Consider the following 13,712-nt stretch of genomic DNA (forward strand, 5'->3'; position numbering starts at 1 on the left):
TATAAAACAAAGAATTCCCCTTCAGTTTCATATTGAAATAATAGTGAATTCCCCTTTCATTAATTACCCCTTATTTTAAAAAATCCATAATGTTTAATTATGGATTTTTTTTAGTTTATAAATCATTAGTTTTGTCTTGATGAAGAAAATTTTGCTCCTTTCAGATACGCATAGTTTTATTGATGATCAAATTTTAAAATTTGTAAAGCAAGCGGATGAAGTTTGGCATGCAGGTGATATTGGCGATTTGCACGTTACTGATATGATAAAAGATGTTAAACCACTAAGGGCAGTTTATGGAAATATTGATGATAATAAAGCCAGGGCTGAGTTTCCGCTAGATAATAGGTTTTTAGTAGAAGGAGTATCAGTTTGGATTACTCATATTGGAGGTTATCCGAATAAATACAATCAACGAGTTAGGGAAGAGTTAAATAGAAATCCTCCTAAATTATTTATTTGTGGACATTCACATATTTTAAAAGTTCAGTATGATAAGAAATTGAACTTGCTTCATTTGAATCCTGGAGCAGCAGGGAAACATGGTTTTCATAAGGTTAGAACTATGCTACGTTTTCAAATAGACAAAGGAGAAATAAAAAATATGGAAATAATTGAACTAGCTAACAGAAGTTAATTTAAAGTTTTTCTGTTGTTTTAAAATAGGGACAGAAATATAAATAGAAGTACCAATATTTTCTTTTGAATTAATAGTTAATTTCCCATTCATCATTTGAATTCTAGCTTCAATTTGATTTAAGCCAATGCCGTCTGAAAAAGAAGAAGATGAGGTAGAGAAACCTACCCCATCATCTTTAACGAGAACAGTTAGTTGATCCTCTTCCTCTTTTAATATTATTTCGGCATGTTGAGCTTTACTATGCTTTAAAATGTTATTAATAAGTTCTTGAATAACGTTAAAAACTTTTATTTCAAATTCTTGATTGTATCTATTAATGTTTTGAGCAGAAACATCAAATTTAAGTTCGCTGTTGGAGTATTTTTTAGTTACATCTTTAATCGCATATTCTAATCCGAACTTTAATAAAATTGAAGAAACCAAGTTGTGAGATAAGTCTCTTACTTTTTGTGAAGCCTCAGAAATAATTGCTTGAGTTTTATCAATTTCTTGAGGAGTGTCTCCGTTAAATTGTTTTTTCGTTGCTGTTAAATGCATGTTGGCAGAAGAGAGCAAAGCACTAACATTATCATGCAATATTTCGGCTATGAGTTTACGTTCGGTTTCTTTTCCGTCAATAGTAGCGTTCAATATTTTTATTTGCGCTTCAGATTTTAATTTTTCAATACTTTGTTGCTGAATCAGTTTGCTTTCAGATAGTTTAAGATGAAGGTTTTTTTGACGTAACTTATAGTTGTAGATAATTACTCCAGAAATAATTAAAACTAAGAAACTCAGAGCTCCAAAAAGTAATGAGGTTTTAGCTTCTTGGGCTTCTTCTAACTTACGTTGTTCTTCCACTAATGCAGTTTTTTCTTTTTCTAAATTTAGTTCATGTCTAGTGTAAATTTCATCTACAATTCTCCTTATTTCAACATCTTTTAAGTCATCTTTAATGTTATAAGATTTTTCTTGATAATCATAGGCTCTATAGTCTTTTTGTAGATATAATGTATAAGCTAAATTGAAGTAAAGAAATTCTTTATATCTCGTAGCTCTACTACTAGAGTCCATTTTTATTAAATCTAGACTTTCTAAATAAATTTTTTTTGCTTTTTCATAATCCTTTTGTTCTAAGTGAATACTAGCCAAGTTACCAAGGGCAGCAGATTCTAAGACTTTTTTATTTGCTTTTCTGTATATTTTTACTGCCTCGTAAGAGTATTTTTTAGCTAAGTCATAAATAGAATCTTCTCTGTAAATGTTAGATAAATTACTAAAAGCACTAGCTTTAGTTGTTAAGTCAAGTTGATTGAGAGTGTTACTATTAAGTATTTTTTTGTAGTAATTAATAGCGCTATCTTTTTCTTTAATGATATGAAATTCACTTCCAACTCGTAATAAAAGTTTATTTAAATTAATGTTATTGATAGAAGGAGATAAGCTTGTTTTTTCTTTTTCTGTTAAATTGTTTTGAGTATTAAAGCTTTCTAAGGCTTTTTTGTAGTACAGTATTGCTTTTCTATGGTCATTAGTCTCTCTGAATATATCACCGATTAAAAAAGATGTTCTGAAATATAATTCTGAATGGTTTGTAGCATCCAATTTCGAAAGCAAATTTAAACTATTTTCAAGTGAAATACTGTATTTTTTTTGGGTAAAAAACTCTTCTGTTTTTTTAAAATCATTAAAAAGTTCCATTTCATCCTTTTTTTGGCTAAAGGATAAAATGGAATAAAAAAGTATTATAGCGACTAATTTTTCTTTTATCATGAGTTAGTCAAAGTTAATTTATTTTTAAATCACAGCATCACCAATGATTATAGATTTCGGTTTTCTCTCTGTATCTATTGCTTCTTCAGTTCTACTTGAGTACTTATGGTTTACAAAATCTAATTTTAATACATTTGAATCAGGTTGCATTTTTAGTTCTCTTGAAAATGTTTTCTGAGTTGAGGTACCGTTTGACAAATGTACTTCATAAGTTTCAAGTTCTTCATTATAATTGAAATCTGTAGCTACATTATCGTTTACAGTAAAGTTTACTGTATATGTTCCATCCACATTTGCCGTAATACTATAAGAGTTTAAAAATTCAGTGACTCCTTTTGCTAAGGTGATATTATCATCTTCAACATAGATTTTTGTTGTTGTACCTCTATTAGTCTCAAGGAAGCCGATTTTCAGTTGATCGTTTTCAATAGAGAAATCATTACTATGTTTAGTAGCTGTTTTTTGAGGAGTTTCAGCTAAAATTATTTCTTTATAATTGTCTACATTAGTAACTGTAGTTACATCTGTATTGTTGGTTGTGTTAAAATCAATAGAGTAAGCACCAGTAGCATCTCTTTTAAGAGTATACGATTGTAATAAGTTTTCTGGATTGCTTTCAATAGCTTCTGTTTCGTTAGAAGAACAAGAAGCAAATAAGATACTTAAACTTAAAGCTAGGAAATAAGGAGTGATTTTTTTCATGACTAAATTTATAAATTACACTATTTTATATTAATATTTTATAAAATAGCGATGTACTTAGGATAGATATTAAGAGACGGGGGACTAATACCTCTTAGGGGGATAAAGAAAACAAAATGAAGGGGTTTTCTATACTATGTTTAATAACGCGTACATCGCTACTTTTTTTTGTGTAGTTGTTAAACGATGTATGATAATGTATAGACTCGGGGGGCTTCTTCTTAATCTGGGGGACTAAAGAAAATTGAAGGGTTGATAATATCTTTACACTATTTTGTTTCTCACAGCATACATCGCTAAACCTACTACGTTTTTTACTTTTAATTTTTTATATAAATTACTTCTATATGTTTCTACTGTTTTTAAGCTAACATTTAATTTATCGGCAATCTCATAAGAACTTTTTTCTTCCGCAATTAATTTTAATACAGCAATTTCCCGCTCGGTTAAATCTCCATGTAAAAATTGAGGTTCACTAGTTTCTTTGAGGTCAGATGTATAAAGGTCTAATAGTTTTTCTTTAATGTCTTCGCTAATGTACTGTATGCCGTTGTGTACAACTTTAATGGCATCAATAATTTGTTCATTAGCGCTACTTTTATCTACAAAACCGTTAGCTCCTAATGCAATCATTTCTTGCACAAGTTTAGGGTCACTTAAACTAGAAAGTATAATAGTTTTAATTTGTGTATTACGTTTTCTAAACGTTTTTAAAACTTCTATACCATCCATTTCAGGCATGTTAATGTCTAAAACTAATACATCGGCTGTATTGTTTGAGGACCAATTAATAACTTGCCTTCCTGTTAAAGAGTATCCTTCAACTTCAATGTCATCTTCAGTATTTAATAAAGCAATGACTCCGTCTATTAATATCTTGTGGTCATCTGCTATGTGAACTTTAATCTTGTAATTCATGGTTGTTTACAGTTACAAATCTATAGTATAAAACAAATGTGTGCAATACACAGTATCCCTATTTGTTTCATTTAGTGTATAGGGATAACCCTGAGTTTTCTTTAACATTTCTTTAACATTTCAATTTAAGTGTCAAGTAAATACAGGGTTCTCCAAAAATAAAAAACCGAGATTTAAATCTCGGTTTTTTCGCACTAAATATACTAAGATGTTAGGCTTATCGTAATCTATCAACAGATTTTACAAGATCTTCATCCTTCTTAATGGCTTTATTTGCTAAAAATAAAAGCAAAATAACAATGACAGGAAAGAACATCCCAATACCTTTCTCAGAAACTGAAGCTTCTCCAGATAATGTTTGTGATAAATATATCAATAGTCCTAATAAAAAAAGGTTTATCAATATGTTTAAGCGATTTATTACAAATTGAAGTTTACGATTTTTAAACAAAAAGATACTTACAATTGAAATAAGCGCTGAGAAAAAGAAAGATACAGGAACTAACTTTTCAAATAAAGAGTTACTTGCAAATAAATCTATAATATAAATAGTTGGGTTTGCTTGAGAAGTATTCCAAAGACTAAATAAAAAAGTCAGCCCTCCTGAAATAATTCCAGCAACTAAAAGATATATAGATTGTATTCTCTGTATCATAATTTTTTATCGGGAAGCAAATGTAATACTTCTTTTTTTAAAAAGAAATATTAGAAGTTAAAATATTTGTATATATTTGCCTTGTATGTAACCGCACGAAATTATTATATAGCCCCTATATAATTAGCACTCAAAACAAAACTTAATACAAAACCAATTCTTTACACACAGAGAATTTTAAGTAACTTAACTATTTAACGAATGTTCGAAATTTCGGAATTAAAAACTAAAAAATTAGCTGATTTACAGGTAATAGCCAAAACAATCGGGTTAACCAAGATAAGTCAACTAAAGAAATTAGATTTAGTATACAAAATTTTAGATGCGCAAGCAGAAGCAAGTGCTAATGAAGCTAAACCAAAGGCTGAGAAGCCAAAAAGGAAAAGAATAGCTAAATCTGAAAACCCTCCTAATCCCTCACCACAAAAACAAGATAATAAGCCTATAAAAAAAGTAGAAGCTAAAGAAGGGGTAGAGAAGACTGAGGTTGTAGCAAGTAAGCCTGTAAAAAAGGTTGAAGACAAAAAGCAGCATTCTAAAAATCAGTCAAATGAGGACAAAAAGCAGCAGCAACCTCAAAAACAACATGCTAAAAACCAGAATAGAGGGAACAAGGGTAATAAGAACCAACACCAAAATCAAAATACATCTAAACAACACCATAAAAGTGGTAATAAATACCGTGATCCTGATTTTGAGTTTGATGGGATTATTGAAAGTGAAGGTGTTTTAGAAATGATGCCTGATGGATATGGTTTTTTACGTTCTTCTGATTATAACTACTTATCATCACCTGATGATATTTATGTATCACAATCTCAAATAAAACTATTTGGATTAAAAACAGGTGATACAGTTAGAGGTAATGTACGTCCTCCTAAAGAAGGAGAGAAGTACTTCCCATTAATTAGAGTTTCAAAAATTAATGGATTAAACCCAAATATTGTACGTGATCGTGTTTCTTTTGAGCACTTAACTCCATTATTTGCTGATGAAAAGTTCAATTTAGCAGAAAAAGGAAGTTCATTATCTACTAGGATTATCGATTTGTTTTCTCCGATAGGAAAAGGGCAACGTGGTATGATTGTAGCGCAACCTAAAACTGGTAAAACAGTATTATTAAAAGATGTTGCAAAAGCAATTGCAGCTAATCATCCAGAAGTATATCAAATTGTTTTATTAATTGATGAACGTCCTGAAGAGGTTACCGATATGCAACGTAGTGTACGTGGAGAGGTAGTTGCTTCTACTTTTGATGAACCAGCTGATAAACATGTACGTGTTGCTAATATTGTGTTAGAAAAAGCAAAACGTTTAGTAGAGTGTGGTCATGATGTTGTGATTTTATTAGATTCTATTACGCGTTTAGCAAGAGCATATAATACGGTAGCGCCAGCGTCTGGTAAGATTTTATCAGGGGGTATTGATGCCAATGCATTACATAAACCAAAACGTTTCTTTGGAGCAGCTCGTAACATTGAAAATGGTGGTTCGTTAACTATTATCGCTACTGCACTTACTGAAACAGGTTCAAAAATGGATGAGGTAATCTTTGAAGAATTTAAAGGAACAGGTAACATGGAGTTGCAATTAGAGCGTAATATTGCCAACCGTAGAATTTATCCTGCAATTGACTTAATTAAGTCGAGTACACGTCGAGATGATTTATTATTAGATGAAAAGACTGTACAACGTATGTGGGTATTACGTAAGTATTTAGCTGATATGAACCCTATAGAAGCAATGGAGTTTATTCAAGACAGAATTAAAAGATCTTTAAATAACGAGGAGTTCCTTATTTCAATGAATGGATAATCGTTAGTTATATAAAATAAAAAAGTCCTGCTCTCAGCAGGACTTTTTTATTTTGGATATATCACAAAGTCCAGTGGAACATCAAACTTATGAGTACCTTCTATCTTTTTGATAGGGGGAAAGAAGTTAAGTCCAATGGTGCGAGTATCTTCTCTACATTCAGATAAAAATCGATCATAAAAGCCTTTTCCGTAGCCAACTCGATAATTTTGCTCATCAGAAATTAGCATAGGGACAAAAACTAAATCGATATCTTTTACATTAGCTTCTTCTGCATTTATAGGTTCTGGAACACCAAATTTGTTGAGTTCAAGTTTAGTGTCTTTTTCAAAATAGAAATGTGAAAGAGTATCGTCTTCAAAATTACATCGGCTTACAATAACCCTTATTTCTTTATCTCTAAAAAAAACAATGATAGGCTTCGTGTCTATTTCATTAAACTTTCGCATAGATAAAAACAAATGAATAGTATTAATTGTGTCAGTTTGTAAATCAAAAACCTGCTGATAAATACTTTCTTGTAGTTGTTTTTTTTCTACTTCGGTTAGCGCATTTCTTTTTTGCTTGTATAATTTTCTAAGTTCAGATTTAAGCATATTTATTACATCGATTTTAATTCTTCTTGTAATTTTTTAGTTAATCCTTTTACGACAAGATCATAAGAATGATCAATCAGTTCAAAAGCGAAAGAATCAGAAACATCATGGTTTAAAGTAACCGTATTCCAATGTACTTTACTCATGTGAAATCCTGGATTGATACTTTCATATTCAGCACGCAATTCTTGGGCACGTTCAGGATCACATTTTAAGTTGATTTTTGTCTCATTTTGTTCCCAACTATCTAGACCAACCAAGGCAAACATTTTCCCCATCACTTTAAAAACCAAGGTAATTTCATCAAAAGGGAAATGTTCGGTTACTCCTTTTTTATTGATACAGTAATTGCGTAATTCTTCAATATTCATTCTTTTTATTTTTATAGGAAGTAAAAGCTAGGAAAATAATAGACATGATACTAAGTAGTAAGAAAAAGTATTTAATAAGATTTATTAGTATAAAAAAATAAAATCCACGGGTTTTTAAAGACTTGTCTAATTTTTCTTGAAGTAATTCTAAAGAATCATGATTGTCTATGTAATAATATAGAAAGAAAGAAAAAGCTGAAATTATCAATAGCTTAAATGTCTTATGAAGATTTTCCATTATTTCTCTTTATTCAATATGTTTTTGAGTTGTTTCAGAAATTTCTAAAGCAGAATAATCTAGTTTCCATCCAATGGTTTCGACTAAGTTTTGCATTAAAGTAACGGCTTCTAAAGCTTCTTTATTGGCGGTTTGCATTAGGTTACTTTCAGGAATTTTTTGAAGAATATGTTCTCTAGCTTCTTTGTTTACTTCGGTTAAATCTTCTGAACTAAACTTGTTAAGTAATCCATTTTGAATATCGTAAAAACGTAAATTCGGTTCTATTGAAAAAACTTCAGGTTGTGGAAATTCAGAAAGAATTAATACTTTTTTCTTCGTATCTGTATGCATTTTAATTTTTCTAAAATCAAAACCGATATGTACCTTGGCATTAATTAAAATAATAGCTTTCTTCTTACTAGAAACTAATCCTAAAAACTTTTCTTTGGTGTTTTCGTGATGATAAATCTCAGCAAATTCTCCTTCAACCGTAATTAGTTTAGATACTTTTTTAATCTTATCTAGCAGTACCACCGATTGTTTTTCAGTTAAATTTTTTCTTTTAACTGTTGTAAACTTATTAAAAATGTAATAGGATATAATAGCACCTCCTGCTAATCCTAAAAAAAGTAATTCCATAAACACGAATTTACGTAAAATAGGTAAAGCATAAAAGAGAATATATGCTGTAGGAGTTTTTTAGGAGGAAAGTGAGCAAAGGAGAGTTATTTTGTATTTTTATGCTGTTATTATTTCAGTTATCTTCACTGTAACAAAATCGTATTAAATTGATGAAAGTATCAAGCAACACCGAAGCAGAATTACAAGAACGTATTAAAGAGCTAACATGCCTTTACAAGGTGACTTCTTTAATAATAAATGCAGATCTTGAGCAGATAGATGTTACTTTAAAAGCAATTGCCTATAGTTTAAAAAAGGCGCTTCAATTTCCTAAAAACACCGAAGTAGTTATTGAAATAGAAGGAAATATAATAGAAAATAAATCGATAAAGAATAGTGTTTGTATAATTTCGAGTGCTATCCCTGTGTTTAATTTACAAAAAGGTAAAATTGAAGCACATATAGAGGGAGTAGAACTAAAAGAAAATTTATATTTAAAAGAAGAACAAGAGTTGTTTGATACTGTAGCCATAAAAATTGGTGGACTTTTAGAGCGAATAGAAATAAAGAAGAATGAACTGTCGATGAGGCGTAAGATGGAACACGCAGATCGATTGTCTATTTTGGGAGAATTAACTGCAGGTATAGCTCATGAATTGAATACTCCGTTAGCTAATATTTTAGGTTTTTCAGAATTATTAAAGGCAGATTTAAAAGAAAATAACAAGGCACTTCAAGATGTAGAAAAAATTATTCAAAGTGCTATTTTTTCAAGAGAGGTGGTTAAAAAGTTAATGTACTTTGCTTGCGAAATGCCTAATGAAATGAAGCAAGTAAACATTGTTCCTAGTATAAAAAGCGCTATAGATTTATTAGACGCTACTTTTAGAAAACATGAGGTAAAGTATATTGTAAAAGTTGAAGATGAAGAGTTGTTGTTGAGGGCTGATACCGTTCAGTTAACACAAATAATTTTCAATCTTACGATTAATGCAATTTATTTTTCTCCTAAAAACGGATTAGTTATAATCGAAACTTTTCAAACGGATAATGAAGTAGTTCTTAGAATTTCTGATGAAGGAAAAGGACTTACGGCAGAAGCTCTCGAAAAAGTATTTCAGCCTTTCTTTACCACCAAACCGACAGGAGAAGGTACTGGTTTAGGGCTAAGTGTTGTGCACGGAATTGTATCGAGTCATAAAGGAACGATAACAGCTAAAAATGGCAGCGAAAAAGGTGCTATCTTTGAAGTAAGGTTACCAAAATAGAAGAAATGCAACTAAAAAAAGAAAATATACTGATAGTAGATGATGACGTTCATATTTTAGAATTGTTGCACAGGCATTTACAATCTTGGAACTATCATACCTATAAAGCGGTTTCTGTAAAAGAAGCAGTAGCAATTTTAAGGGATACATCAATAGATTTATTGATTACCGATTTAAAAATGCCCGAGGTTGATGGTTTTGAACTTGTAAAGTTTGTTTCTGAGCATTATCCGAAATTGCCTAAACTTATTGTAACAGGGTATCCTTCTGTACAAGACTCTCTTGAAGCGATTAAATCTGGAGTGGTAGCTTATTTAACTAAGCCTTTTATGAAAAGTGAGTTAAAAGAAGCGATGGACGATGCCTTAAAAAAGTCGAAAATTACCCAAGGTTCTACTACTCAAAAAAAGGAGCATAAAGAATTTTATGGAGACATGATAGGGGCTTCTGAAAAGATTAATGAAATATTTCAGATTATCGATCGTGTTAAAAATAACAAAGCAACCGTTTCTATTAAAGGAGAAAGTGGAACGGGAAAAGAGTTGGTGGCACGTGCGATACATTATGAAGGAAAGTTTTCAAAAGAACCCTACATAGCTGTAAACTGTGGAGCCATTCCAGAAAACCTGTTGGAGTCTGAATTGTTCGGATATGTAAAAGGTGCTTTTACGGGAGCAGATAAAAATAGAGAAGGATTTTTTCAGGCTGCGAATGGAGGAACTATTTTTTTAGATGAAATAGGAAATGCCTCGTTAAACGTGCAAGCTAAATTGTTAAGAGCACTTCAAGAAAAAGAAGTAGTAAAAGTAGGAGCGCAAAAAGCAGAAAAAGTTGATGTTAGAATTATTGCAGCAACAAATAATAATTTGAAAGAAATGATACAAGAAGGTTCTTTCAGGGAAGACTTGTTTTACAGACTAACAGTAGTTGAAATAGAAGTACCACCATTAAGAGAGCGAAAAGAAGACATTTCAATGTTGGCTGAAAAGTTTCTTTTTAAATACGGAGTTGAGTATAAAGATAGGTTTGTAAAGATGAGTCCGAAAGCTTTAGCTATTTTAATGCGTTATGATTGGCCAGGAAATATTAGAGAGCTGGAAAATATTATACAACGTGCTGTGATTATGTGTGATAGAGTAGTTGAGGTTGAGCATTTACCAGATTCATTAAAATATAATGTCAATTTTTCAGAAGAAGGATTAATCTCCTTAAAAGAGATGGAAAAGCGCCATATACAAAATGTTTTAAACGCAACTAATAATAATAAAACCCAAGCCGCAAAAATTCTTCAAATAGATCGTAAAACTTTACGAGAAAAACTCAAAGAATGAGAAGCTGATTCCTTGGGGCTTTTTTACTCACCTGAGGAAAAACTACCCACTATAAATTTTACAATAAATTTCATTAAATATCCCAAGCCCTTTAAAACAAAGGGTTTTTTGCGTTTTTATGTTTTTTGGCACATTTAACGGCACACCATTTGCCTTTAATGGAATAGAAATAAAACGTAGCAATTTTATGAATGCAAACCCTTTCAATATTTGTCCATCATGTGCGTATTTAAGTACATGTGTGTTGACTAAATCAAAAGAAAAAGTTTGGTCATGTAGTGAATATAATGAGGTAAAGTGTAATGAAGATGTTCAAAAGGAAGTAGAGACTGAAAAACAAGAGGTAGAATTTGTGTAAAAAACAAAATAATAAAGTTAAAGACTCAGTAACAGTTTTTACTTTTGCAGCCTCAAAAAACAGACTTACTAAATTATGGACGTATGAATAATACAAAAAGTGAAATTTCAGACAAAGAGTCGAACTCAAATACAAAAGAGATGACATTAACAAAAGAGTTAAAAGTACCAGCGAAGCCTAAGAATGCTAGAGGTATGGTTGATAATGTACTAGAGCAATTCAATAGTGCATCAGACCAAATAAGGTTACACCCAAATATTCGTAAAATATTAAGTATTACTAATAACGAAGTCATTGTTAACTTTCCTGTAAAAATGGATAACGGAGATGTTGAAATTTTTCAAGGTTACCGTGTACAGCATAACAATGCATTAGGTCCTTACAAAGGAGGCTTGCGTTACCACCCAACAGTAGATATCGATGCAGCTAGAGCTTTAGCTATGTGGATGACTTGGAAAACTTCATTAGCAGGTTTACCATATGGTGGAGGAAAAGGAGGTATTCAATTAGATCCTTCCAAATATTCTAAAGATGAGTTAGAGCGTATCACTAGACGTTTTACGTTTGCTTTAGGAGATAACATTGGACCAGAACACGATATTCCTGCTCCAGATGTTAATACAAACGCTCAAACAATGGCGTGGATGGCTGATACGTATATGAGTACTAAGGCTCCTGCTGAGCGTTCTAAGAACCAACACGTAGTTACAGGGAAACCAATTGGTAGTGGAGGTCTTGAAGGAAGAGATAGAGCTACAGGTTACGGTGTTTTCTTAACAATTAAGTTTTGGATAGAAGAAAATAACGAAACTTTAGAAGGTAAAACTTTTATCGTTCAAGGATTTGGAAACGTAGGATACTGGGCAGCATATTTCTTAGAGCAAGAAGGAGCTAAAATGGTAGGAGTTCAAGATGCTTATGGAAGTATTAAGAATGCTAATGGAATTAAAGTAGAAGACCTTTTCAACTATACAATAGCTAATAATAGAAGTTTAGTTGGTTACCCAGAGTCAGAGGGTATGGAAAAAGAAGATTTCTTTGCGCTTGATTGTGATATCTGTATCCCAGCAGCTTTAGGAAACCAAATAACCGAAAAGAATGCTCACTTAGTAAAAGCTAAATTAATAGCTGAAGGAGCAAATGGTCCAACAAATGTCGAAGGAGAGAAAATTTTGTTAGAAAATGGAGTAACAATTATTCCAGACATTTTATGTAATTCAGGAGGAGTTATTACAAGTTATTTTGAATGGCTTCAAAACCGTAACGGTGAGTTATGGGATATGGAAGAAGTAATTCAAAGGCTAGATAAAAAGTTAAAAGAGTCATATACAAAAGTTTCTGATTACGCTAAGTTAGAAGGAATAGATATGCGTAAAGCTGCATATTGTATAGCTATTCAGCGAATAGAAAAGGCTTATGTTCAACGTGGAATTTTCCCATAAAGAGTATCACAAATGAAGCACGGAAGTTTAATTTTAGAAAAAAAAGAGTACGTATATATTAAAAGTTTGCTGAATGTTTCGGAGCATTCTGAAGGTCATCAAGTTCAAAAATCATTGTTAAAGTTTGCTGAAGAATTAAAAACAGCAATCATTTTAGATGAAGAAGAAATGTTAGATGATGTAGTACGCTTAAACAGTACGGTTACTGTAGCTTCTGGTGATGTTTGGGAAAAAACCATACAGATTGTAAAACCAACAGAGAAAGACTTAAAAAATAATAAGGTTTCTATATTAACTCCAATAGGAATAGCCTTGTTTGGATATGCATTAAACGATGTTGTTCATTGGGAGTTTCCAGGAGGAAATAAGGAAGTTAAAATTTTAAGGGTAACTCAAGAAGTAGGAAGTGAAAACCTCAATTCCTTAATTTAAAATACTATAAAAGTTATGACACTTAATAATAGCGATATAGATGTAGTACATAAGTACAATCATGTAGAACTAAAAGGGTGGGTAGAGCAATTACAGTATATAGATAAAGAGATTGATAACCTTTTAAGTTTATATGCTAACTCTTTAGGAGAAGAGCGGATCCCAACAGGAATACAAGAGCTTTTCTCTGAAAGAAAAAAATTAAACAAAGCGCTTTACGAAAAAGTACTACCATATTCAATTGCATATACTAATGTTGCAGAGTGTGATGACATTCAATGTGATATGGCGTATTTAGGAGAGTATGATAGATTACGAGAAAATTATAAAGATAATTTAGGGGCTTACCAACAATTAAAAGATAAGTTGTTTGAAGAGGCTCTAAGAAAAGAATAACATACTTGTGAAAGCAAGTTTGTTAGATTAGTAGATTTAGTTGATAAACCTTGGGATGAGAATCCCAAGGTTTCTGTTTTTTAAGAGACTTATTTTATTGATAAATACAGTAAGTTTAACTTTTTAATTATAATTCATGCATACTAAGTAGATGAAAATGCACTAAAAACAAGCTAACTGTTTTTGGTACAGTGG

15 protein-coding genes are annotated in these 13,712 nt (G+C 31.2%); 8 read left to right on the plus strand and 7 right to left on the minus strand.

All coding sequences use genetic code 11. The annotated features are described in order from the left end of the window. Positions 1 to 139: 139 nt before the first annotated feature. Positions 140 to 637 carry a metallophosphoesterase family protein gene (locus Q0663_RS03695; protein ID WP_299006549.1) on the plus strand — a complete coding sequence of 166 codons (498 nt, stop codon included), beginning with the start codon at positions 140 to 142 and terminating at the stop codon, positions 635 to 637. Here Q0663_RS03695 and Q0663_RS03700 read toward each other — a convergent pair. The 4 genes from Q0663_RS03700 to Q0663_RS03715 all read right to left on the minus strand — a co-directional run bounded on the left by Q0663_RS03700 (position 620) and on the right by Q0663_RS03715 (position 4,667). Further along, positions 620 to 2,320: a tetratricopeptide repeat-containing sensor histidine kinase gene (locus Q0663_RS03700; protein WP_299006552.1), complete on the minus strand. Its 1,701-nt coding sequence runs from the start codon at positions 2,318 to 2,320 to the stop codon at positions 620 to 622. The two genes, Q0663_RS03695 and Q0663_RS03700, sit on opposite strands and share 18 nt — an antisense overlap. 96 nt (positions 2,321 to 2,416) lie before the next feature. Beyond that, complete coding sequence (locus tag Q0663_RS03705) at positions 2,417 to 3,094, minus strand: hypothetical protein (protein ID WP_299006555.1); 678 nt, start codon at positions 3,092 to 3,094, stop codon at positions 2,417 to 2,419. 264 nt (positions 3,095 to 3,358) lie between these two features. Next, entirely contained in the window at positions 3,359 to 4,012 is a 654-nt protein-coding gene (locus Q0663_RS03710) for a response regulator transcription factor (RefSeq protein ID WP_299000160.1), read from the minus strand. Between the two features lie 217 nt (positions 4,013 to 4,229). Beyond that, entirely contained in the window at positions 4,230 to 4,667 is a 438-nt protein-coding gene (locus Q0663_RS03715) for a DUF4293 domain-containing protein (RefSeq protein WP_299006558.1), read from the minus strand. A 201-nt stretch (positions 4,668 to 4,868) separates the two neighbouring features. Here Q0663_RS03715 and rho point away from each other — a divergent pair, with 201 nt between their 5' ends. Then, a complete protein-coding gene (gene rho, locus Q0663_RS03720; RefSeq protein ID WP_299006561.1) occupies positions 4,869 to 6,482 on the plus strand; it encodes a transcription termination factor Rho in 1,614 nt (537 codons plus the stop codon). A gap of 47 nt (positions 6,483 to 6,529) precedes the next feature. Here the strand turns inward: rho and Q0663_RS03725 are convergent, their stop codons facing one another. The 3 genes from Q0663_RS03725 to Q0663_RS03735 all read right to left on the minus strand — a co-directional run bounded on the left by Q0663_RS03725 (position 6,530) and on the right by Q0663_RS03735 (position 8,308). Continuing rightward, complete coding sequence (locus tag Q0663_RS03725) at positions 6,530 to 7,078, minus strand: 5-formyltetrahydrofolate cyclo-ligase (protein ID WP_299006564.1); 549 nt, start codon at positions 7,076 to 7,078, stop codon at positions 6,530 to 6,532. Between the two features lie 5 nt (positions 7,079 to 7,083). After that, complete coding sequence (locus tag Q0663_RS03730; protein WP_299006566.1) at positions 7,084 to 7,449, minus strand: MmcQ/YjbR family DNA-binding protein; 366 nt, start codon at positions 7,447 to 7,449, stop codon at positions 7,084 to 7,086. 247 nt (positions 7,450 to 7,696) lie between these two features. Continuing rightward, positions 7,697 to 8,308, minus strand: a complete 612-nt coding sequence (locus tag Q0663_RS03735) for a DUF4230 domain-containing protein (protein WP_299006569.1) — start codon at positions 8,306 to 8,308, stop codon at positions 7,697 to 7,699. A gap of 152 nt (positions 8,309 to 8,460) precedes the next feature. Between Q0663_RS03735 and Q0663_RS03740 the strand changes: the two genes are divergently transcribed. The 6 genes from Q0663_RS03740 (at position 8,461) to Q0663_RS03765 (ending at position 13,517) form a co-directional block, all read left to right on the plus strand. Continuing rightward, a complete protein-coding gene (locus tag Q0663_RS03740; protein WP_299006572.1) occupies positions 8,461 to 9,558 on the plus strand; it encodes a HAMP domain-containing sensor histidine kinase in 1,098 nt (365 codons plus the stop codon). 5 nt (positions 9,559 to 9,563) lie between these two features. After that, positions 9,564 to 10,889 (plus strand): sigma-54 dependent transcriptional regulator, encoded by a 1,326-nt coding sequence (locus Q0663_RS03745; RefSeq protein ID WP_299006574.1) that lies wholly within the window; start codon positions 9,564 to 9,566, stop codon positions 10,887 to 10,889. Positions 10,890 to 11,007: 118 nt separating this feature from the next. Further along, positions 11,008 to 11,247: a hypothetical protein gene (locus Q0663_RS03750; protein ID WP_299006576.1), complete on the plus strand. Its 240-nt coding sequence runs from the start codon at positions 11,008 to 11,010 to the stop codon at positions 11,245 to 11,247. A gap of 140 nt (positions 11,248 to 11,387) precedes the next feature. Beyond that, positions 11,388 to 12,689 (plus strand): Glu/Leu/Phe/Val dehydrogenase, encoded by a 1,302-nt coding sequence (locus Q0663_RS03755; RefSeq protein ID WP_299008056.1) that lies wholly within the window; start codon positions 11,388 to 11,390, stop codon positions 12,687 to 12,689. A gap of 12 nt (positions 12,690 to 12,701) precedes the next feature. Continuing rightward, complete coding sequence (locus Q0663_RS03760; protein ID WP_299006578.1) at positions 12,702 to 13,121, plus strand: GreA/GreB family elongation factor; 420 nt, start codon at positions 12,702 to 12,704, stop codon at positions 13,119 to 13,121. Between the two features lie 15 nt (positions 13,122 to 13,136). Further along, positions 13,137 to 13,517, plus strand: a complete 381-nt coding sequence (locus tag Q0663_RS03765; protein ID WP_299006580.1) for a hypothetical protein — start codon at positions 13,137 to 13,139, stop codon at positions 13,515 to 13,517. Positions 13,518 to 13,712: the final 195 nt, after the last annotated feature.

It is taken from the genome of uncultured Tenacibaculum sp., assembly GCF_947504135.1.
Classification (GTDB): Bacteria; Bacteroidota; Bacteroidia; order Flavobacteriales; family Flavobacteriaceae; genus Polaribacter.